Consider the following 21,426-nt stretch of genomic DNA (forward strand, 5'->3'; position numbering starts at 1 on the left):
AAGATCGCAGCCTCGTTGCGCTCGACAGTTCCTGCAGGAGGCGATTCGATTTTGCGTCGAATAACAACAATTAAGGACGAGCAATGCAACAGTCAGCAAAGGGTTTGAAACGCGGGCTCTCTGCCCGACATATTCGCTTCATGGCGCTGGGGTCGGCAATCGGCACCGGGCTGTTTTACGGTTCTGCCTCGGCCATTCAAATGGCCGGGCCTGCGGTGCTGCTCGCGTACCTGATTGGTGGCGCGGCGGTGTTCATGGTCATGCGCGCCCTCGGTGAGATGGCTGTGCACAATCCCGTGGCCGGCTCTTTCGGCCAGTACGCCAGCACCTATCTCGGACCGATGGCGGGCTTCATCCTCGGTTGGACCTACGCATTCGAAATGGTCATCGTCGGCATGGCCGACGTCACTGCATTCGGTATCTACATGGGCTTCTGGTTCCCGGAGGTTTCCCGCTGGATCTGGGTGCTGGGCATCGTCTCGGTGGTAGGCGGCCTGAACCTGTGCAACGTCAAGGTCTTCGGTGAAATGGAGTTCTGGCTGTCGCTGCTCAAGGTCGCGGCCATTGTCGCGATGATCCTGGGTGGCTTCGGCATCATGTTGTTCGGCATCAGCACGGCGCCCGGCGCCCAGGCGACCGACATCAGCAATCTCTGGAGCCATGGCGGCTTCATGCCCAATGGCGTGAGCGGTCTGATCGCTTCGTTCGCGGTGGTGATGTTCGCGTTCGGCGGGATTGAAATCATCGGTGTGACCGCCGGTGAAGCCAAGGACCCGCAGCATGTGCTGCCCCGGGCGATCAATGCCGTGCCGTTGCGCATCCTGTTGTTCTACGTCCTGACGATGCTGGTGCTGATGTCGATCTTTCCATGGCAGCAGATCGGCAGCCAGGGCAGTCCGTTCGTGCAGATTTTCGACAATCTGGGCATCAGCTCGGCGGCGACCATCCTCAATATCGTGGTGATCTCGGCGGCGATCTCGGCCATCAACAGTGACATCTTCGGTGCTGGCCGCATGATGTACGGCCTGGCTCAGCAGGGCCACGCACCCAAGGGCTTCGCGCGGTTGTCGCGCAACGGCGTGCCATGGATGACCGTTGTGGTGATGAGCGCCGCGCTGTTGCTGGGCGTGTTGCTGAACTACCTGATCCCGGAAAACGTGTTTCTGCTGATCGCCTCCATCGCGACCTTTGCCACGGTTTGGGTCTGGCTGATGATTCTGTTTACCCAGGTGGCCATGCGTCGTTCCATGAGCGCCGAGCAGGTCGCACAATTGAAATTCCCGGTACCGTTCTGGCCTTATGCACCGATAGCGGCGATTGCCTTCATGCTGTTCGTCTTCGGCGTGTTGGGCTACTTCCCGGACACCCAGGCGGCCCTGATAGTCGGCGTGGTGTGGATCGTGCTGCTGGTGCTGGCCTACCTGACCTGGGTGAAACCGGCGGCAGGCCAGGCAGCCCTGGTGACACCGGACCCGACTTTTTCTCATCGATAACCTAACGGAGGCCAAGGATGAAAACGCTCTGGCAACACTGTCACGTCGCAACCATGGCGCAAGGCGTCTACTCGATCATCGAGGATGCGGCCATCGTGACGTCAGGCGCGCTCATTGAGTGGATCGGCCCGCGCGCTGAACTACCGGCGGGGGATTACCCGGCCGTCAATGATCTCGAAGGCGCCTGGGTCACCCCGGGACTGATCGACTGCCACACCCACACGGTGTTCGGCGGTAACCGCAGCGGTGAATTCGAAAAGCGCCTGCAAGGCGTCAGCTACGCGGAAATCGCCGCCAGCGGTGGTGGTATCGCCAGTACCGTGCGCGCCACCCGCGCGGCCAGCGAAGACGAACTGTTCGCCAGTGCCGCCAAGCGCCTGAAAAGCCTGATGCGCGATGGCGTCACCAGTATCGAAATCAAGTCCGGCTACGGCCTGGACCTGGCCAACGAGCGCAAGATGCTGCGTGTGGCCCGTCGCCTCGGTGCCGAACTGCCCGTCAGCGTGCGCAGCACTTGTCTGGCCGCCCACGCCTTGCCGCCGGAATACACCGATCGCGCCGACGATTACATCGATCACATCTGCGCCGACATGCTCCCGGCCCTGGCGGCCGAAGGGCTGGTCGACGCGGTGGATGCATTCTGTGAATACCTGGCGTTCTCGCCGGCGCAGGTCGAGCGCGTATTCATCACCGCACAGGAACTGGGCTTACCGGTGAAGCTGCACGCCGAGCAATTGTCGTCGCTGCACGGCTCGAGCCTGGCGGCGCGTTACCACGCGTTGTCCGCCGATCACCTGGAGTTCATGACCGAAGACGACGCCATCGCCATGGCTGAGTCCGGTACCGTCGCGGTGTTGTTGCCCGGGGCCTTTTACTTCCTGCGCGAAACCCAATTGCCGCCGATGGATGCCCTGCGCAAGCACGGCGTGAAAATCGCCATCGCCAGCGACCTCAACCCGGGCACCTCACCGGGACTGTCGTTGCGCCTGATGCTGAACATGGCTTGCACCTGCTTCCGCATGACCCCGGAAGAGGCCTTGGCGGGTGCCACGATTCACGCCGCTACCGCGCTGGGCATGGCCGATACCCACGGCTCGCTGGAAGCCGGCAAGGTCGCGGATTTCGTCGCCTGGCAAATCGATCGTCCGGCCGACCTGTCGTACTGGCTGGGCGGCGACCTGGAAAAACGCGTCGTGCGCCACGGCGTCGAGACAAATCTGTAGGAGAGCCGTTGTGGATAAGGTACTTAACTTCAAACAAGGCCGCGTACCGCTGCTGATCAGCATGCCCCACGCTGGCGTACGTCTGACGCCTGCGGTCGAGGCTGGATTGATCCCCGACGCGAAAAGCCTGCCGGACACCGACTGGCACATTCCGCAGTTGTATGACTTCGCCGCTGAACTGGGCGCCAGCACCCTGGCCGCCGAATACTCGCGCTTCGTCATCGACCTGAACCGGCCGTCCGACGACAAACCTTTGTACGTCGGCGCCACCACGGGCCTGTACCCGGCGACGCTGTTCGACGGTATCCCGTTATTCCGTGAAGGGCTGGAGCCTTCGAAAGAGGAGCGCGCAACCTATCTGGAACAAATCTGGACGCCGTACCACAGCACCCTGCAGCAGGAATTGGCGCGACTGAAGGCCGAGTTCGGCTACGCGCTGCTGTTCGACGCACACTCGATCCGCTCGATCATCCCGCACCTGTTCGACGGCAAACTGCCGGACTTCAACCTCGGCACCTTCAATGGCGCCAGTTGCGATCCTCAGCTGGCGACCCGACTGGAAGCGATCTGCGCGCGCCACGACAATTACACCCACGTGTTGAACGGACGCTTCAAGGGCGGCCACATCACCCGCCATTACGGCAACCCGGGCGAGAACATCCACGCTGTGCAACTGGAACTCGGGCAGTGCACGTACATGGAAGAGTTCGAGCCGTTCCGTTATCGGGCGGATCTGGCGGAGCCGACGCGGGTGGTGTTGAAGGAGTTGCTGCAAGGTTTGCTCGCGTGGGGGCAGCAGCGCTACGGCGCTTGAGATCAAAAGATCGCAGCCTGCGGCAGCTCCTACAGGGGATTCGCGTTTACCTGTAGGAGCTGCCGAAGGCTGCGATCTTTTTTGTCGCCACCGTGCAAAACACGGTCGCCACAGGTCGCTTTTACCGCTCGTCTGCTGCGTATTGTTCTGGCCACGGTGCACAAAGACACCGGCCCGACAATAATCCGCTGCCGCACGAGAATGCTCTCTATGACAAGCCCCAAAGGTCTGTTCGCCCGCTGTCTCTCAATCCTCTGCGGCACCGCTCTCCTGAGCACCAGCGTCCTGGCCGCGGACGACGCCTCCTGCAAGGCCGTGCGCATGGGCGTGGTCAACTGGACCGATGTGATTGCCACCAGCGGCATGGCCGATGTGCTGCTCAATGGTCTGGGCTACGAAAGCAGGCAAACCAGCGCCGTGCAGCAAATCATCTTTGCCGGCATCCGTGACAAGCGCCTCGACATCTTCCTCGGTTACTGGAAACCGGCGATGGATAAGAACATCGCGCCGTTTGTGGCGGCCAATCAGGTCAAGGTCATGGACAAACCGAGCCTGGCCGATGCCCAGGCCACCCTCGCGGTCCCTGACTATGTGGCAGCGGCGGGCCTGAAAACCTTCGCCGACATCGCCAGGTTCAAAGACCAGCTCGGCGGCAAGATCTACGGCATCGAGCCGGGCAGCGGTGCCAACACCACGATCAAGACGATGATCGAGACCAATCACTTCGGCCTGAAGGACTTCAAACTGATCGAGTCCGGTGAGGCCGGGATGCTGGCGGCCGTGCAGCGGGCGGTGAATCGCAAGGAGTTCGTGGTATTCGTCGGCTGGACCCCGCACCCGATGAACATCAACATGAAGATCGCCTACCTGACCGGCAGCGAAGACGTGTACGGGCCGAACGAAGGTGCGGCGACCGTATCCACCGTCACCGCCCCGGATTACGCCGAGCGCTGCCCGAACGTCAATCGGTTGCTGGAGAACCTGACCTTCACCGCTGCCCAGGAAAGCCAGCTGATGGTACCGATCATGGAGCGCCAGACGGCTCAGGATGTCGCTAGAAAATGGCTGCGCGAACATCCCGAAGACCTGCAGCGCTGGCTGGCCGGGGTCAGCAGTTTCGATGGCAAGGACGGCATCGCCACAGTTCAGGCCAGCCTGAAGAACTGACCCCCGTCTGATTTGTGCAAGACCTGTGGGAGCGAGCCTGCTCGCGAAGACGGTCTGACAGTCAACATTGATGTTGGATGTGCCGGCCTCTTCGCGAGCAGGCTCGCTCCCACAGGGTGGGTCCCACACATTTCCCTGAACGGGCATCCGGCTCATGGCTTCTTACCCGCTTTCCAGACAGATGACGGCATTCGTCGAGAAAACCGTCAGTTTCAACAGCACCGACAGCAGCCTCACCGGATTGCGCCTGGCCTACAGCGAGATGTGCCGGGCGTTTACCCCAGTACGTCCCGCCGGGTTGTATGTGGTCGACTTCGTGTTGTCCGGCGTTGCTGTCCGTTCCTATCAGCCACCGGCCAGCAGTACGTCGTGCATCGTTTACCTGCATGGTGGCGGCTGGGTGGTGGGGGACCTGGACTCCCACGATTTCATCTGTGCCGAACTGGCATCGACACTCGGTGTGCTGGTGATCGCCGTCGATTATCGCCGGGCACCGGAGCATCCGTTTCCCGCTGCGTTCGATGATTGCCTGAAGGTCTGGCGAGCACTGCGCACCGGGCCGTTTCAACTCGATCCGGAGCGCATGCTGGTGGCCGGTGACAGTGCCGGCGGCAATCTCGCAGCAGCGTTGTGCCTGGCACTGCGCGATGCCGGCGAGCCGTTGCCGTGCGCGCAGGTTCTGATCTATCCGGGGTTGGGCGGCGATCACCGGCTGCCATCGCGCAGTGAGTGCGTCGACGCGCCGTTACTCAGCAGCAGTGACGTCGATTGCTATCACGCCCTTTACCTGCGGGGCACCCGCCAGCCGAGCGCCTACGCCATGCCATTGCTCGCCACGGATTTCAGGGGATTGCCACCGGCCTGGATCGCCGTGGCGCAATTCGACCCGTTGCGTGATGACGGTGTGCAGTATGCCGAGCGACTGAATGCTGCGGGCGGTGCTGCCACGCTGTATGTCGGTGAGGGTCTGGTTCATGGCTGTTTGCGGGCCCGCGGGCAGGTGGCCGAGGTCGATGAGCTGTACCAGACCCTGTTCGGATACCTGGCGGCAAAACTCTGACTCCGCAGGGGCATGCTCATTGACGTAATTCGGGTTTATGATGCCGGACGGCAGAATAATAGAAGTCCCCCCAGGGATGACCTCGACCCCATACGGAGTGCGCAATGCAGACTTTGTACCCGCAGATCAAACCCTACGCCCGGCACGATCTGGCCGTCGACGAGACCCACACGCTGTATGTCGACGAAAGCGGTTCACCGGAAGGTTTGCCGGTGGTGTTCATCCACGGCGGCCCCGGTGCCGGATGTGATGCCCAGAGTCGTTGCTTCTTCGATCCCAACCTGTATCGCATTGTTACCTTCGACCAGCGCGGCTGTGGTCGTTCCACTCCCCACGCCAGCCTGGAAAACAACACCACCTGGGATCTGGTCGCCGACCTGGAGCGGATTCGCCAGCACCTGGGCATCGACAAATGGGTGCTGTTTGGCGGCTCCTGGGGTTCGACCCTGGCGCTGGCCTATGCGCAAACCCATCCTGAGCGCGTACACGGTCTGATCCTGCGCGGGATTTTTCTGTGCCGTCCGCAGGAAATCGAATGGTTCTATCAGGCTGGCGCGAGCCGTCTGTTCCCCGATTACTGGCAGGACTATATCGCGCCGATCCCGCTGGACGAGCGCGGCGATTTGCTCACCGCGTTCCACAAGCGTCTGGTTGGCAACGACCAGATTGCCCAGATGCACGCGGCCAAGGCCTGGTCCACCTGGGAGGGCCGTACTGCGACCCTGCGTCCGAACCCGCTGGTGGTCGATCGCTTCTCCGAGCCACAGCGTGCCTTGTCGATTGCCCGCATCGAATGCCACTACTTCAGCAACCACGCCTTCCTGGAACCGAACCAGTTGATCCGCGACATGGGCAAGATCGCCCATTTGCCCGGCGTGATCATCCATGGCCGCTATGACGTGATCTGCCCGCTGGATAACGCCTGGGAATTGCATCAAGCCTGGCCGAACAGCGAACTGCAGGTCATCCGCGATGCCGGTCATGCCGCTTCCGAACCGGGCATCACCGACGCGCTGGTCCGCGCCGCCGATCAGATGGCCCGGCGTCTGCTCGACCTGGCGCCTGACGAGGCATGAAGGGTCTGCTGCAACGGGTGCGTGGCGCACGAGTCGAGGTTGCCGGCGAAGTCGTGGGTGCCGTTGATCAGGGATTGCTGGTCCTGGTGGCCGTTGAGCCAGACGATACGCGGGCCAGCGCCGACAAACTTCTTAATAAACTGCTTAACTATCGGGTGTTCAGTGACGCTGAGGGCAAGATGAATCTGTCCCTGGCGGATGTGGGCGGCGGGCTGCTGCTGGTCTCTCAGTTCACCCTGGCTGCCGATACCCGAAGCGGGCTGCGTCCGGGTTTCTCGACTGCGGCCCCTCCGGCCTTGGGTGAGGAACTGTTCGACTATCTATTAAGCAAAGCGAAACAGGTGCATGGCACTGTGGCATCAGGTAGATTCGGCGCGGATATGCAGGTGCACCTGGTCAATGATGGCCCGGTAACCTTCCTGTTACAGACCTGAAAGTGCTTGAAACAAGTTTTTACGCTCATTTCGACTGAAAACAGGGCTTTATCGCGATAAATACTTTGTTACCCCTGATGCGTTGTAACGCGGCCTACTAGATAATCGCGCGCTACGGGGATCAGCGTTCGTTGGTCCATTTTGACTTAGGTAGAGACTTGTCTGGATCCGATTGGGGAATCATTTCGCCCCAGCGGAGTCGGAACAATGCTCGCCAACTTGGCAAGAGTGGTTTGCAAGGGCGGTTTTTTCATACCGTATACCGTGCAGACCCTTTAACTGGCCGTTGGTTTTTTGATCTGTTTTCGGCGAGGGTTGCTCGTGATTGTTAGTCCCTGTAACGCACCAAAATTGTCTGCCAAACGGTTACGCAGCGCCCTGGTAGCGGGCTCTGCACTGCTCTGCCTGCTCAGCGCCGGCCAGCTTTGGGCATTCAGTCTGGATGATGTGTCGGCCAAGGCAAAAGAGCTGGCCGCGCAGAAATACGAAGCGCCGCGCAGTAACCTGCCGAACGAGTTCCGCGACATGAAGTTCGCGGACTATCAGAAAATTCGTTTTCTGACGGAAAAAGCCGAATGGGCGGATCAGAAGACGCCGTTCAAGCTGTCCTTCTACCACCAGGGCATGCATTTCGATACGCCGGTGAAAATCAACGAAATCACCGCGAACACCGTCGAAGAGATCAAATACGATCCGAGTCGTTTCGACTTCGGCGACATGCAGTTCGATCCGAAGGCCACCGAACAGCTGGGTTATGCCGGTTTCCGTGTGCTGTACCCGATCAACAAGGCCGACAAGCAAGACGAAATCATGACCATGCTCGGCGCGAGCTACTTCCGCGTCGTCGGCAAGGGTCACGTCTATGGCTTGTCCGCTCGCGGCATGGCCATCGATACCGCCTTGCCGTCCGGCGAAGAATTCCCGCGTTTCCGCGAATTCTGGATTCAACAGCCCAAGCCGGGCGACAAGCACCTGGTGATCTTCGCCCTGCTGGACTCTCCGCGTGCCACCGGCGCCTATCGCCTGACCCTGCGTCCGGGCAGCGACACCATCGTCGACGTAAAGGCCCAGATGTTCCTGCGTGACAAGGTCGGCAAGCTGGGCATCGCCCCGTTGACCAGCATGTTCCTGTTCGGTGCCAACCAGCCGTCGAAAGTACTGAACTACCGCCGCGAACTGCACGACTCCAGCGGCCTGGCGATCCATGCCGGCAACGGCGAGTGGATCTGGCGTCCGCTGAACAATCCGAAACACCTGGCGGTGAGCAACTTCAGCGTGGAAAACCCGCGCGGGTTCGGTCTGCTGCAACGTGGCCGCGACTTCAGCCACTACGAAGACCTCGACGACCGCTACGACAAGCGCCCAAGCGCCTGGATCGAGCCGAAGGGTGACTGGGGCAAGGGCACCGTCGACCTGGTCGAGATTCCGACCGCCGACGAAACCAACGACAACATCGTGGCCTTCTGGAATCCGGAAAAATTGCCGGAACCTGGCCAGCCGCTCGATGTCGCTTATCGTATGCACTGGACCATGGACGAAGCGGCGATTCACGCGCCGGACAGCGCCTGGGTCAAGCAGACCCTGCGTTCGACCGGTGACGTCAAGCAGTCCAACCTGATTCGTCAGCCGGACGGCAGCGTTGCCTATCTGGTGGACTTCGAAGGCCCGTCCCTGGCGGCGTTGCCGGCCGATTCCGAGGTTCGCAGCCAGGTCAGCGTCGGCGACAACGCCGAGCTGGTGGAAAACAGCGTTCGCTACAACCCTGAAACCAAGGGCTGGCGCCTGACCCTGCGGATGAAGATCAAGGACCCGGGCAAGGCCACCGAGATGCGTGCGGCGCTGGTGCAGAACATCGTGCCGGCAGACCTGGCCAAGACCTCGATTCCGTCGTCCAACTCGTCGGTTGCCAAGGCCGACAAGGTTGCCGCCAAGCAACAAGAGAAAGCCGACAAGGAAGCCAAGCAAGCGGAGGCCAAGCAGGCTGAAGCGAAGCCTGTTGCAGATGCCAAGGACAAGGCCAATAAAGACGCCAAGCAGCCAGTCGCTGCCGACGCGGCCCCAGCCACACCGGAATCGGCGCCGACTGAAGAAGTCCTGACCGAGACCTGGAGCTATCAGTTGCCTGCCGATGAGTAACTCTCAAGTACGGCCAGAAACTCTTTCCGAGTATCTGGCGCATCTGCCGATGACCGACGAGCAGCGCGCGGAACTCGCGGGCTGCCAGTCTTTCAGCGAATTGCACGAACGCCTGTCGTCTTCGACGTTCGACGCCCCGACCGAAGCCGCCCAGGCTTCGGTCGGCAAACGCCTGACCCTGAGCACTGCCGAAGAACTGCAGGACGCGGAAATGCTGGTGCTCGACGCCAACGGCCGGGTCTGCCTCAAGGCGACCCCGCCGATCCGGCGGACCAAGGTCGTGCCGGAGCCGTGGCGCACCAACATTCTGGTGCGTGGCTGGCGGCGGATGACCGGTCGTACCAACCCGCCGAAGCCGCCGAAGGACGAGCGTGTACTGCCGGCTGCGCGCTGGCGTACCGTCGGTTCGATCCGTCGCTACATTCTGTTGCTGCTGATGCTCGGCCAGACCATCGTCGCCGGCTGGTACATGAAAGGCATCATGCCGTACCAGGGCTGGTCGTTCGTCGACCTCAACGAAGTGCTGCACCAACCGCTGCTGCAAACCGCCACGCAAGTGCTGCCTTACGCCTTGCAGACCAGCATCCTGATCCTGTTCGGGATTCTGTTCTGCTGGGTATCGGCCGGTTTCTGGACCGCGCTGATGGGCTTCCTCGAATTGCTGACTGGCCACGATAAATACCGTATCTCCGGTAAAAGTGCCGGTAACGAGGCGATTCCAAAGGATGCGCGCACCGCACTGGTGATGCCGATCTGCAACGAAGACGTGCCTCGGGTGTTCGCCGGCCTGCGGGCGACCTTCGAGTCGGTCGCGGCCACGGGTGACCTGGACCGCTTCGATTTCTTCGTCCTCAGCGACAGTAACGACGCCGATATCTGTGTGGCCGAGCAACAGGCCTGGCTGGACGTCTGTCGCGAAGCCGGTGGCTTCGGCAAGATCTTCTATCGCCGCCGTCGCCGTCGCGTAAAACGCAAGAGCGGCAACCTCGACGACTTCTGCCGTCGCTGGGGTGGTGACTACAAGTACATGGTCGTACTCGACGCCGACTCCGTGATGAGCGGTGAGTGCCTGACCAGTCTGGTGCGCCTGATGGAAGCCACGCCGGACGCCGGGATCATCCAGACCGCGCCACGGGCGTCGGGCATGGACACCCTGTATGCGCGCATGCAGCAGTTCGCCACTCGGGTGTATGGCCCGCTGTTCACCGCCGGCCTGCACTTCTGGCAACTGGGCGAGTCGCACTATTGGGGTCACAACGCGATCATCCGCATGAAGCCGTTTATCGATCACTGCGCCCTCGCGCCGTTGCCCGGTAAAGGCGCGTTCTCCGGTTCGATCCTGTCCCACGACTTCGTTGAAGCCGCGCTGATGCGCCGTGCCGGTTGGGGCGTGTGGATTGCCTACGACTTGCCGGGCAGCTATGAAGAACTGCCGCCGAACCTGCTGGACGAACTCAAGCGTGACCGTCGCTGGTGCCACGGCAACCTGATGAACTTCCGCCTGTTCCTGGTAAAAGGCATGCACCCGGTGCACCGCGCGGTGTTCCTGACCGGCGTGATGTCCTACCTGTCGGCGCCGTTGTGGTTCTTCTTCCTGGTGCTGTCGACCGCGCTGCTGGCGGTCAACACGCTAATGGAACCGCAATACTTCCTCGAACCGCGCCAGCTCTATCCGCTGTGGCCACAATGGCACCCGGACAAGGCGATTGCGCTGTTCTCGACCACCATCGTGTTGCTGTTCCTGCCGAAGTTGCTGAGCATCATCCTGATCTGGGCCAAGGGCGCGAAAGAGTTCGGCGGCAAGTTCAAGGTGACCCTGTCGATGCTGCTGGAGATGCTGTTCTCCATGCTGCTGGCGCCGGTGCGGATGATTTTCCACACCCGTTTCGTCCTCGCCGCGTTCCTCGGCTGGGCCGCGACCTGGAACTCGCCGCAGCGTGACGACGACTCCACGCCGTGGAGCGAAGCGATCAAGCGCCACGGTCCGCAAACCCTGCTGGGCTTCTTCTGGGCCATGCTGGTGATCTGGCTGAACCCGAGCTTCCTGTGGTGGCTGGTGCCGATCGTCGGTTCGTTGATGCTGTCGATCCCGGTGTCGGTGATCTCCAGCCGCGTCGGCCTGGGCCTGAAGTCCCGTGACGAGAGCCTGTTCCTGATCCCTGAGGAATACAATCCGCCGCAGGCCTTGCTGGCCACCGACCAGTACACCCATGAAAACCGCTGGCACGCGCTGAACGACGGCTTCGTCCGTTCGGTGGTCGATCCACAGCAGAACGCCCTGGCGTGCTCGCTGGCGACCTCGCGGCACAATCAGGCTGAGCCGATTGAGTGGTTGCGGATCGAGCGGGTGCGGCACGCGATGAAGGTTGGACCTGAAGGCTTGACCAACAACGAGCGTGTGCAGTTGTTGAGCGATCCGGTGGCCTTGGCTCGCTTGCACGAGCAGGTCTGGAGCGAAGGGCATGCCGAGTGGCTGGGCGCATGGCGCAAGTCGGTCCAGGCCGACCCCCATGCACCGTTGCTGCCGCTCAAGCCGATGAGCGAACAGCCTCAGTTGGCATGATAAAAAAACCCGCGAAAGCGGGTTTTTTTATGGTTTGAAGTTGGTTCTTGAGCTTGCACCAGATTCTGTAACGGCGGTGTCTGGTCAATCGCTTTCGCGGGCAAGCCCGCTCCCACAGGGTTCAAGGTGAGGCACGCATTGTGTGAACACCGAAAATACCTGTGGGAGCGGGCTTGCCCGCGAAGACATCACCTCGGTCCTGAGTGAACCGAGGTCTGCAGATCACCTCAAACCCTGAACTTGCCCACCAGCATCTGCAGATGCGTCCCCAGTCGTGCCAGCTCAACGCTGGAGGCTGCGGTCTCTTCACTGGCTGCCGAGGTCTGGTCCGACACATCCCGCACGTTCAGCACGCTGCGGTTGATCTCTTCGGCCACGGCGCTTTGCTGTTCGGCGGCAGCGGCGATCTGCTGGTTCATCGCCTGAATCGCCGAGACGGTGCGGGTGATGCTTTCCAGTGAGCCACCGGCGCGGCGGGTCAGTTCGACACTGCTGTCGGTCAGGGTGCGGCTGTTGTCCATGATGGTCGCCACTTGCTGCGTGCCGTTTTGCAGGCCGACGATCAGCTCTTCGATCTCTTCGGTGGATTTCTGGGTGCGCTGGGCCAGGCTGCGGACTTCGTCTGCGACCACGGCAAACCCACGTCCGGCTTCACCGGCACGGGCTGCTTCAATCGCGGCGTTGAGCGCCAGCAGGTTGGTTTGCTGGGCCACGGACTTGATCACGTCGAGCACGCTGCCGATCTTGTCGCTTTCGCGCTTGAGTTCGCCCATGGCCTCGGTGGAGTGGCCGACTTCTGCGGCCAGGCGCTCGATCTGGGCGATGGCTTCGCCCACCACTTTGTCGCCCTCACGGGCCTGCTGGTCGGCGGCGACGGCCGCTTCGGAGGCCTCTTCGGCGTTGCGCGCCACTTCCTGCACGGTGGCGGCCATTTCATTCATGGCCGTCGCCACCTGATCGGTCTCGACTTTCTGGCTGTTGACCCCGGCGCTGGTCTGCTCGGTGACCGCCGACAGCTCTTCAGCGGCGCTGGCGATCTGCGTGACGCCATCGCTGATGCCGCCGATCAGTTCGCGCAAGCCCTGGGTCATGCTCTGCATGGCGCGCTGCAACTGGCCGAGCTCGTCGCGACGCTGGGACGTCAGGTTGTGGGTCAGGTCGCCGCTGGCAACGCGTTCAGCGACAGCCAGGGTCTGGTTCAACGGAATGATGATCTGCCGGGTGATGGCCCAGGCGGCCAGCAGGCCGAAGGCGATGGCCAGAACGGTGGCGAGGGTCAGCATGTTCTTGGCGTGGGCGGCGTCGCTGTCACGCACGACGGTTTGCGAGACGGTGAGTTTCTGGCTCATGTCCAACAGGATCTCGCCTTGGGCGGACATGCGTACCAGGGCCTTGGCGCTGGCCACCTGGGAGTCGCGGAACTGGCTGACGGCGGCACGATAGGCCTTGAGTGAGTCAGTCGCCTGTTGCAGGTTGGCGATGTGTTCTTCAGGCAGTTTGGCCGGCAGGCTCTCGAGGTTCTTCAGGGCGTTGTCGATCGCGTCGAAGGCTGGCTGTTCGGCTTCGCTCTTGCCGCTGTAGGTGTAGCCGCGAACCTGGAAGCGCGCCTGCTGAATCAGTTTGCTCAGGTCGATCACGCTATTGAATGCTGCGACGCTGTCACCTTGCAGCATGGATTTTTCCACTTCGGCGACGCGGGCCACGGCGTTATCGGCGGTGGCGCCGAGTTTGCTGCGGGCATCTTCACGCTGGGCACCCGCCTGGGTCATGTCGTTGAAGGCACGACGGTATTCGGCGACAGCGGCCAGTTGTTGATCGACCATGGCCGTGTCAGCCGGTTGTTCGATCAGGCCGCGGGCGGTCTGCAGGCCGCTTTCGAGTTTGCCCAGCAGATCGTTGACGGCGCCGGGGCCTTGTTCCCCGCGACGCATCTCGTAATCCAGGCGTGCAATGCGCAGGTCCTTGGTCAGGTCGTTGAGGCTGGCGATGAACCCCAGTTTATCCCCACGGCTGGTGACGCCGCTCAGGCCGCTCCAACCGGTGAAGGTGATCAGCAGGGTCAGTAACAGCACCAGGCCGAAGCCGATCCCCAGCTTGCGTTTGACGCTGACGTTTCCCAGATTCTCGGCTAGCCATTGGTACATGCTGAATCTCCCCGGACCACAATTTGGTTTTATGGGGACTGTATCGGCGGCGCACAGAGATTCTGTAGGAGCTGCCGAAGGCTGCGATCTTTTGATCTTTAAAAGCAAAATCAAAAGATCGCAGCCTTCGGCAGCTCCTACAGGGGGGCAGTGTTAGAACAGGCGGGCCAGCAGCGCGGTCACGGCGGTTTCGACGCGCAGGATGCGCTCGCCCAGTTGCACCGGTTGCAGGCCGGATTTGCCCAGCAGGTCGATTTCGTAGGGAATCCAGCCACCCTCGGGGCCGATGGCCAGGGTCACCGGTTCGCTGAGTGCGCGAGGGCAGGGCGGGTAATTGCCGGGATGCCCCACCAGGCCGAGGGTGCCGTCGGTGATCGCTGGCAAACGGTCCTCGACGAACGGCTTGAAGCGCTTCTCGATGACGACTTCCGGCAGCACGCTGTCCCGGGCCTGTTCGAGGCCGAGGATCAACTGCTCACGAATGGCCTCGGGCTCCAGGAAGGGGGTCTGCCAGAAGCTCTTCTCGACGCGATAGCTGTTGACCAGCACGATACGTGGCACACCCATGGCCGCCACGGTCTGGAACACCCTGCGCAGCATCTTGGGGCGTGGCAGGGCCAATACCAGGGTCAAGGGCAGCTTGGCCGGGGGCGGCTGGTCGAGGGTGACGCGCAATTCCGCTTCGTCGGCGTCCAGGCGCAGCACTTCGGCCGAACCCATCAGCCCGCCGATCCGCCCGACGCGCATGCTGTCGCCCACTTCACAGCGGTGGACTTCCTGCATGTGCGTCAGCCGGCGATCACGCAGGATCGCCCGGTCGGCCGCAATGAAGTCGGCCTCTTCCAGGAGCAGCAGGTTCACGCTTGGGTCGCTGGCGGCTGGTCGTTGTGATCGTCAGCCGGTTGGTCTTCCGGATGGTCGCCACGCTTGCTGATCAGGCTGCCGAACAGGATGCCGATCTCGAACAACAGCCACATCGGCACGGCCAGCAGGGTCTGCGAGAAGATGTCCGGTGGCGTCAGGATCATGCCGACCACGAAGCAGCCGATGATCACGTACGGGCGGATTTTCTTCAGGTATTTGACGTCGACCACACCAATCCACACCAGCAGCACCACGGCCACCGGGATTTCGAACGCCACGCCAAAGGCAAAGAACAGCGTCATGACGAAATCGAGGTAGCTGGTGATGTCGGTCATCATTTCCACACCGGCCGGGGTGGCGGCGGCGAAGAACTTGAAGATCAGCGGGAACACCAGGAAATAGGCGAAGGCCATGCCGGCGTAGAACAGAAAGATGCTGGAGACCAGCAAGGGCACGGCGATGCGCTTTTCATGCTTGTACAGGCCCGGGGCGATGAAGCCCCAGATCTGGTGCAGGATCACCGGAATCGCCAGGAACAGCGAGACCATCATCGTCAGCTTCAGCGGCGTCAGGAACGGCGACGACACGTCAGTGGCAATCATCGTCGCGCCGGCGGGCAGGTACGCACGCAGCGGAGTCGAGACGAAGGTGTAGATCTGCTGGGTAAAGGCAAACAGGCCGGCGAAGATGATGAAAATCGCCGCTACGCAGCGCAGCAGTCGGGTACGCAACTCGGTGAGGTGCGAAACCAGCGGCATGTGCTGGTCGTTTTCTGGGAGATCGCTCATGGGGCTCGCGGCGGCAATGTTGGGTCATGAGGGGCTGGCGCAACAGGCGCAACAGGCGCAGCGGGTTCAACCGGAGCGGCTGCAACAACGGGCGCAGGTTCGACAGGCGCTACAACGGGAGCAGGTGTCGAGTCGACAGTAGCGGCAGGCGCTTGAATCGTCTGCGCGCCCACATGCTCGACCGGCGTCGGCTCCTGCTGGGTCGGCGTGAAGATTTTCCGCGCCTCCTGCTCAAGCGACAGGATGTGTTCGTTGTGCAGTTGCCGACGAATCTCGTCGGCACCGATTTCACGCTCAACTTCCTGTTTGATTGCGTTGAAGCTGCGCTTCAGGCGCCCGACCCACAGGCCGGCGGTGCGCGCAGCACCCGGCAAGCGCTCGGGGCCCAGCACCAGCAGGGCAACGAGGCCGACGAGCAGCAGTTCAGAGAAGCTGATACCAAACATTAGTCTGCGCTCACACGTCTTTGCGGATCGGCTCTTCGACTTTCTGTGCCTGCACGTCGATGGTGTGCGGCTGGTTCACAGTGGTCTGTGGCTGGACCGGTGGAACCGGTTGGGCCGGGGTCGCATTCGGGTCGGCCGGTTTTTCGTCGTCGTTCATGGCTTTCTTGAAGCCCTTGATCGATTCGCCGACGTCGGTGCCGAGGTTTTTCAGTTTCTTGGTGCCAAATACCAGGACCACGACAACCAGGATGACGATCCAGTGTTTCCAGTCAAAAATGCCCATGCTGCTGCTCCTCTCTAATAGTTATTCAGGCGGACGGGCGCGAGGCTTTCTCGGCGTGTCCGGAGAGACCGAAACGACGGTCCAGTTCATCGAGTACAGCCTGTGGATGCTGCCCCAATTGGGCGAGCATGACCATGCTGTGGAACCACAAATCGGCGGTTTCGTAGATCACATCGCTGCAGTCGCCGCTGACGGCGGCGTCCTTGGCGGCAATGATGGTCTCGACCGACTCTTCGCCGACTTTTTCCAGAATCTTGTTCAAGCCCTTGTGGTACAGGCTGGCGACATACGAGCTGTCGGCGGCGGCGCCTTTGCGCTCTTCCAGTACCTCGGCGAGGCGGGTGAGAGTGTCACTCATGTTTGTGCCCTGCGGAATAGATGGCATGCGGATCTTTCAGGACCGGGTCGACCGTTGTCCAGTCGCCGTTCTCGTAAACGCGGTAGAAGCAGCTCTGGCGGCCGGTATGACAGGCGATGTCGCCGATCTGCTCGACCATCAGGATGATGACATCGGCGTCACAGTCCAGGCGCATCTCGTGCAGGGTTTGCACGTGGCCGGACTCTTCGCCCTTGCGCCACAGCTTGCCACGGGAGCGCGACCAGTAGATGGCGCGTTTCTCGGCAGCGGTCAGTTCCAGTGCTTCGCGGTTCATCCAGGCCATCATCAGGACGCGCCCGGTCTTGTGATCCTGGGCAATCGCCGGCACGAGGCCATCGGCGTCCCACTTGATCTCGTCCAGCCAGTTTTTCATCTTTGACTCCGACAGCGGGCTCGACACTTCAATAGTCGAGCTCAGGCGTTGAAACAGTGTGCCAGTCGTTCACACAACTGGCTATCGGCGCACGACCAGATACAAACCGACCGCCATCATGATGCCGGCCGGCCAGTAATCCAACTGATTCAGTGGACCGCCAGCGGCAAGGATGGCGCCACCGGCCAGGTGCGCCGTGCCGAGCAGGCGCAGGAACCAGTCGTCGCGGCGTCGATGCCACGCGGGCGGCGGGTCGTAGGCGTGGGGCTGGGACATGCGTTCGAGCAGGTCGCGGGCCATGTTGGCCAGGTGCGGGATCTGTTCGAACTGGCTCTGCACGTTGCCGAGCAGGGCTTTGGGGCTGACCCGCTCGCGCATCCAGCGCTCGAGGAACGGCTGCGCGGTGTTCCACAGGTCGAGGTCCGGGTACAGCTGGCGGCCCAGGCCTTCGATGTTCAACAAGGTTTTTTGCAGCAGGACCAACTGCGGTTGAACCTCCATGTTGAAGCGTCGAGCGGTCTGGAACAGGCGCATCAGCACCTGACCGAAGGAAATATCTTTTAACGGTTTTTCGAAGATCGGCTCGCACACGGTACGGATCGCCGCTTCGAATTCGTTGAGCTTGGTTTCCGCCGGCACCCAGCCCGAATCGATGTGCAACTGCGCCACGCGACGGTAATCGCGCTTGAAGAAGGCGAACAGGTTGCGCGCCAGGTAATCCTGGTCTTCCGGGGTCAGGCTGCCGACGATGCCGCAGTCGATCGCAATGTACTGCGGGCTCCACGGATTCACGGTGCTGACGAAGATGTTGCCGGGGTGCATGTCGGCGTGGAAGAAGCTGTCGCGAAACACTTGGGTGAAGAAAATCTCCACGCCACGCTCGGCGAGCATTTTCATGTCGGTGCGCTGGTCGGCCAGGGTCGCCAGATCGGTGACCTGGATACCGTAGATGCGCTCCATCACCAGTACTTTTGGCCGGCACCAGTCCCAGTAGACTTGCGGCACGTACAGCAGCGGCGAGCCGTCGAAATTGCGCTTCAACTGGCTGGCGTTGGCAGCCTCGCGCAGCAGGTCGAGTTCGTCGTAGATGGTTTTTTCGTAATCGCTGACCACGTCCACCGGGTGCAGCAGGCGCGCATCGGCGGAGAGCTTTTCGGCGGCGCGGGCGAGGATGAACAGCCACGCCAGGTCCTGGGCGATCACCGGTTTGAGGCCGGGGCGGATTACCTTGACCACCACTTCTTCGCCGGTTTTCAGTTGCGCGGCATGCACCTGCGCCACCGAAGCCGAGGCCAGCGGCTCGACATCGAAACGGCTGAACACGTCGCTGATTTTCTTGCCCAGCTGTTCTTCGATCAGCTTGACCGACACCTGCGAGTCGAACGGCGGCACGCGGTCCTGCAGCTTCATCAGCTCATCGGCGATGTCTTCGGGCAACAGGTCGCGGCGTGTGGACAGGATCTGCCCGAACTTGATGAAGATCGGCCCCAGGTCCTGCAACGCCAGGCGCAGGCGCGCACCACGGCTCAGGTCCAGGGTCTTGCGCGGGAACCAGCGCCACGGCAACGCGTAACGCAGCGCTCGCAGAAACCACGGCAGTGGCAGTGCGAACAGCAGGTCATCGAGGCGGTAGCGGATCACGACGCGCTGGATGCGCAACAAACGGCGGACGGCAAGCAGCTTCATGCGTTATCGCTTGGGTCGAGGGATCGGGAAAGGCGCTCGAAACGCGCCTCGAGACGTTCCAGATCGAGCTTGATCTGGTCCAGTTCACTGAATCGGGCTTCGGCTTCGCGCTGACCGACAAGGGTGCGCGATTCTTCGGCCAGGTATTCGCCCAGGTTCTGGCCCAGGCTGGCAAAGCCTTGCTGGTACCAGCGGGCGCGACTGCGCAGGTGGCCGCCGACCAGTTGCGTGGCGACCGGGCCGAGCCAGCGCGAGAGTTCGTACTCCCAGTCCAACTCCAGGTCCTGGAGGATCGCCGCCAGTTCCAGCAGCACGCCGCTGTCGCCGTCGAGTTCGACTTCAGGGGCGTGCAGGACGGAGGTCTTGTCCTTGCTCATGGCCAGTTTCAACAGGCTCGAAGCCGGTGCACGCAAGGTGCAGTCGGCGCCGGTTTCCCACTGGGAGGCGAGCATCAGGCCTTCGTCGCTGGGCAGGATGAACAGGTGCAGCGCCGGGCTGCGGCAATCGACGGCAATCACTTTGCCGGTCAGATGCGCCAGCCGCGGCAGCGCCGTGCTGTCGAGGCGCAGCACCCGGTTCAGGCCGAGTTCAACGCTGGCGAGCAGGCCGGCGAGCAGCATCAGGGCTTGATGCCGCGGTGCAGGGCAACGATGCCTGCGGTCATGTTGTGATAGGTCACGCGGTCGAAACCGGCCTCGACCATCATCGACTTCAGGGTTTCCTGGTTCGGGTGCATGCGGATCGATTCGGCCAGGTAGCGATAGCTTTCCGAGTCGTTGGTGATCAGCTTGCCCATCAATGGCATGAAGGCGAACGAGTAGGCGTCATAGGCCTTGGACATCAGCGCGTTGGTCGGCTTGGAGAACTCCAGCACCAGCAAACGGCCACCCGGCTTGAGCACACGCAGCATCGAGCGCAGGGCATCTTCCTTGTGAGTCACGTTGCGCAGGCCGAAGGCGATGGTCACGCAGTCGAAATGGTTGTCCGGGAACGGCAGTTTTTCCGCATCGGCCTGGACGAATTCGACGTTGCCGGCCACACCCAGGTCCAGCAGGCGGTCACGGCCGACCTTGAGCATGGATTCGTTGATGTCGGCCAGTACGACCTGGCCGGTCGGGCCTACCAGGTGCGAGAACTTCCTGGTCAGGTCGCCGGTACCACCGGCGATGTCGAGCACGCGATTGCCGGCACGAACGCCCGACAGCTCGATCGCGAAACGCTTCCACAGACGGTGCATGCCGCCCGACAGAAGGTCGTTCATCAGGTCGTACTTGGCGGCTACCGAGTGGAAAACCTCAGCGACTTTTTCCGCTTTCTGGCTTTCCGGAACGTTTTTGAAGCCGAAGTGAGTGGTGGGTTCGGCATCGCTGCCTTTGCGCTGATCAGTCATATCGCTGTCACCAAAAGAGAATGCGCGACATTCTAATCCCCAAGGCATGCTTTGTCTTGGCAAGGCTGAAGGTAAGATGGGCAACCATCGGGACGTTTTGACGCAGCAGAGGTCAAGATGCCCCGGGAAAGCATCCATAAAGCAGGAGTCATTCAATGGCCCGTATTAGTGTTGAACGTGCCCACGGCCTGGGCAAGGAAGCGGCTCGCGAGAAGGCCGACAAGCTGGCGCAGAAACTTTCCGATCAGTATGGCCTGGAGCCGCAGTGGTCCGGCGACACCCTGAACCTCAAGCGCTCGGGTGTGAAAGGTGCGGTGCATGTCACCGAGGATTCGATTCGTGTCGACGTGGAGCTGGGCCTGATGATGTCGGCCATGAGCGGCATGATCAAAGCGGAAATCGAGAAAGCGCTGGATAAAGCCCTGGTCTGATTTCCCCTTGAAATGAGATCCCTGTGGGAGCGAGCTTGCTCGCGATGACAGAGTGTCAGTCAATATCATTGTCGACTGATGTAGCGCCATCGCGAGCAAGCTCGCTCCCACATTTGTTTTGTGGTGCACCTGACCTTTTATGTCATTTGTTAGGGTGCCGTTTCTAATTTTTCTCCCTACTTTGTGCCAGAGCCCGCCACTTATCCGGGCAGTTCCTCAAACCTTTTGCGCGTGAGGTGCACCATGGCCAAAGTTATTTTGAAGAAAAAAATCGACGCATCGACCAGCACGCTGGGCGACGTCAAATCCTATGCCCGCAAGATCTGGCTGGCAGGCCTGGGCGCCTACGCCAAGGTCGGCCAAGAGGGCAGCGAATACTTTCAAGAGCTGATCAAGGCTGGTCAGGTTGTTGAAAAGAAAGGCAAAAAAGTAGTCGCTTCGAAACTCGAAGCGGCCAATGCCGAGATCGTTGAAGTCAAGAGTGAAGTCAGCACTTTCAAAGGCCGTGTCGAAGTTCAACTCGACAAGGTCGAGAAGGCGTTCGACACGCGTGTCGCAAGTGCCTTGAATCGTATCGGCATTCCGTCTAAACATGACGTTGAGACACTCTCTGCTAAGCTCGATGAGCTGACGGCATTGCTCGAACGTGTCGCGCGTAAATCTTAAGGAGAACGGG

General features: G+C 61.4%; 21 protein-coding genes and 1 pseudogene. 11 read left to right on the plus strand and 11 right to left on the minus strand.

Going from position 1 to position 21,426, the window contains the following annotated elements; translation table 11 throughout:
* Positions 1–83: 83 nt before the first annotated feature.
* From AC07YV_RS00075 to mdoH, 9 genes are all read left to right on the plus strand, one after another.
* The gene (locus tag AC07YV_RS00075) at positions 84–1,493 is read left to right on the plus strand and encodes an amino acid permease (protein ID WP_102698546.1); all 1,410 of its coding nucleotides are present in this window, start codon (positions 84–86) and stop codon (positions 1,491–1,493) included.
* A 17-nt stretch (positions 1,494–1,510) separates the two neighbouring features.
* Positions 1,511–2,716, plus strand: coding sequence for an imidazolonepropionase (gene hutI / locus AC07YV_RS00080; protein WP_102698547.1), 1,206 nt, complete (start codon positions 1,511–1,513; stop codon positions 2,714–2,716).
* Between the two features lie 10 nt (positions 2,717–2,726).
* Positions 2,727–3,530, plus strand: a complete 804-nt coding sequence (gene hutG, locus AC07YV_RS00085; RefSeq protein WP_102698548.1) for an N-formylglutamate deformylase — start codon at positions 2,727–2,729, stop codon at positions 3,528–3,530.
* A 210-nt stretch (positions 3,531–3,740) separates the two neighbouring features.
* Positions 3,741–4,697, plus strand: a complete 957-nt coding sequence (locus AC07YV_RS00090; protein ID WP_102698549.1) for a choline ABC transporter substrate-binding protein — start codon at positions 3,741–3,743, stop codon at positions 4,695–4,697.
* A gap of 154 nt (positions 4,698–4,851) precedes the next feature.
* A complete protein-coding gene (locus AC07YV_RS00095; protein WP_102698550.1) occupies positions 4,852–5,757 on the plus strand; it encodes an alpha/beta hydrolase in 906 nt (301 codons plus the stop codon).
* Positions 5,758–5,861: 104 nt separating this feature from the next.
* Entirely contained in the window at positions 5,862–6,833 is a 972-nt protein-coding gene (pip, locus tag AC07YV_RS00100) for a prolyl aminopeptidase (protein WP_095964593.1), read from the plus strand.
* The gene (dtd, locus tag AC07YV_RS00105) at positions 6,830–7,267 is read left to right on the plus strand and encodes a D-aminoacyl-tRNA deacylase (RefSeq protein WP_015093112.1); all 438 of its coding nucleotides are present in this window, start codon (positions 6,830–6,832) and stop codon (positions 7,265–7,267) included. The genes pip and dtd overlap by 4 nt, the downstream gene beginning before the upstream one ends.
* A gap of 321 nt (positions 7,268–7,588) precedes the next feature.
* A complete protein-coding gene (locus AC07YV_RS00110) occupies positions 7,589–9,403 on the plus strand; it encodes a glucan biosynthesis protein G (RefSeq protein WP_102698551.1) in 1,815 nt (604 codons plus the stop codon).
* On the plus strand, positions 9,396–11,966 hold the full coding sequence (mdoH, locus tag AC07YV_RS00115; protein WP_102698552.1) for a glucans biosynthesis glucosyltransferase MdoH: 2,571 nt from the start codon (positions 9,396–9,398) through the stop codon (positions 11,964–11,966). The genes AC07YV_RS00110 and mdoH overlap by 8 nt, the downstream gene beginning before the upstream one ends.
* A gap of 227 nt (positions 11,967–12,193) precedes the next feature.
* Here mdoH and AC07YV_RS00120 read toward each other — a convergent pair whose 3' ends face one another.
* The 11 genes and pseudogenes from AC07YV_RS00120 to ubiE form a co-directional block, all read right to left on the minus strand.
* Positions 12,194–13,066 carry a methyl-accepting chemotaxis protein gene (locus AC07YV_RS00120; protein ID WP_371918066.1) on the minus strand — a complete coding sequence of 291 codons (873 nt, stop codon included), beginning with the start codon at positions 13,064–13,066 and terminating at the stop codon, positions 12,194–12,196.
* Positions 13,049–14,110: pseudogene (locus AC07YV_RS00125) on the minus strand (methyl-accepting chemotaxis protein); the annotation flags it as partial. The gene AC07YV_RS00120 and the pseudogene AC07YV_RS00125, both read right to left, overlap by 18 nt.
* A gap of 153 nt (positions 14,111–14,263) precedes the next feature.
* A complete protein-coding gene (locus tag AC07YV_RS00130; RefSeq protein WP_015093117.1) occupies positions 14,264–14,971 on the minus strand; it encodes a 16S rRNA (uracil(1498)-N(3))-methyltransferase in 708 nt (235 codons plus the stop codon).
* Positions 14,968–15,762, minus strand: a complete 795-nt coding sequence (tatC, locus tag AC07YV_RS00135; RefSeq protein ID WP_057712372.1) for a twin-arginine translocase subunit TatC — start codon at positions 15,760–15,762, stop codon at positions 14,968–14,970. Before tatC ends, AC07YV_RS00130 begins: the two co-directional genes overlap by 4 nt.
* On the minus strand, positions 15,759–16,208 hold the full coding sequence (gene tatB / locus AC07YV_RS00140) for a Sec-independent protein translocase protein TatB (RefSeq protein ID WP_102698554.1): 450 nt from the start codon (positions 16,206–16,208) through the stop codon (positions 15,759–15,761). The genes tatC and tatB overlap by 4 nt, the downstream gene beginning before the upstream one ends.
* 10 nt (positions 16,209–16,218) lie before the next feature.
* Positions 16,219–16,491, minus strand: a complete 273-nt coding sequence (locus AC07YV_RS00145; protein WP_102698555.1) for a twin-arginine translocase TatA/TatE family subunit — start codon at positions 16,489–16,491, stop codon at positions 16,219–16,221.
* A gap of 25 nt (positions 16,492–16,516) precedes the next feature.
* Entirely contained in the window at positions 16,517–16,849 is a 333-nt protein-coding gene (locus AC07YV_RS00150) for a phosphoribosyl-ATP diphosphatase (RefSeq protein ID WP_007975564.1), read from the minus strand.
* The gene (hisI, locus tag AC07YV_RS00155) at positions 16,842–17,243 is read right to left on the minus strand and encodes a phosphoribosyl-AMP cyclohydrolase (RefSeq protein ID WP_102698556.1); all 402 of its coding nucleotides are present in this window, start codon (positions 17,241–17,243) and stop codon (positions 16,842–16,844) included. The genes AC07YV_RS00150 and hisI overlap by 8 nt, the downstream gene beginning before the upstream one ends.
* 81 nt (positions 17,244–17,324) lie before the next feature.
* Positions 17,325–18,929: a ubiquinone biosynthesis regulatory protein kinase UbiB gene (ubiB, locus tag AC07YV_RS00160; protein ID WP_102698557.1), complete on the minus strand. Its 1,605-nt coding sequence runs from the start codon at positions 18,927–18,929 to the stop codon at positions 17,325–17,327.
* Positions 18,926–19,549, minus strand: coding sequence for a ubiquinone biosynthesis accessory factor UbiJ (locus AC07YV_RS00165; protein WP_015093123.1), 624 nt, complete (start codon positions 19,547–19,549; stop codon positions 18,926–18,928). Before AC07YV_RS00165 ends, ubiB begins: the two co-directional genes overlap by 4 nt.
* Entirely contained in the window at positions 19,549–20,319 is a 771-nt protein-coding gene (gene ubiE / locus AC07YV_RS00170) for a bifunctional demethylmenaquinone methyltransferase/2-methoxy-6-polyprenyl-1,4-benzoquinol methylase UbiE (protein ID WP_007975568.1), read from the minus strand. Before ubiE ends, AC07YV_RS00165 begins: the two co-directional genes overlap by 1 nt.
* Before the next feature lie 155 nt (positions 20,320–20,474).
* Here ubiE and AC07YV_RS00175 point away from each other — a divergent pair, with 155 nt between their 5' ends.
* Together AC07YV_RS00175 and AC07YV_RS00180 are read left to right on the plus strand one after the other, a co-directional pair.
* Complete coding sequence (locus AC07YV_RS00175) at positions 20,475–20,750, plus strand: polyhydroxyalkanoic acid system family protein (protein ID WP_102698558.1); 276 nt, start codon at positions 20,475–20,477, stop codon at positions 20,748–20,750.
* A gap of 243 nt (positions 20,751–20,993) precedes the next feature.
* Positions 20,994–21,416, plus strand: coding sequence for a phasin family protein (locus AC07YV_RS00180; RefSeq protein ID WP_102698559.1), 423 nt, complete (start codon positions 20,994–20,996; stop codon positions 21,414–21,416).
* Positions 21,417–21,426 lie beyond the last annotated feature (10 nt).

The organism is Pseudomonas sp. GW456-E7, from assembly GCF_059424105.1.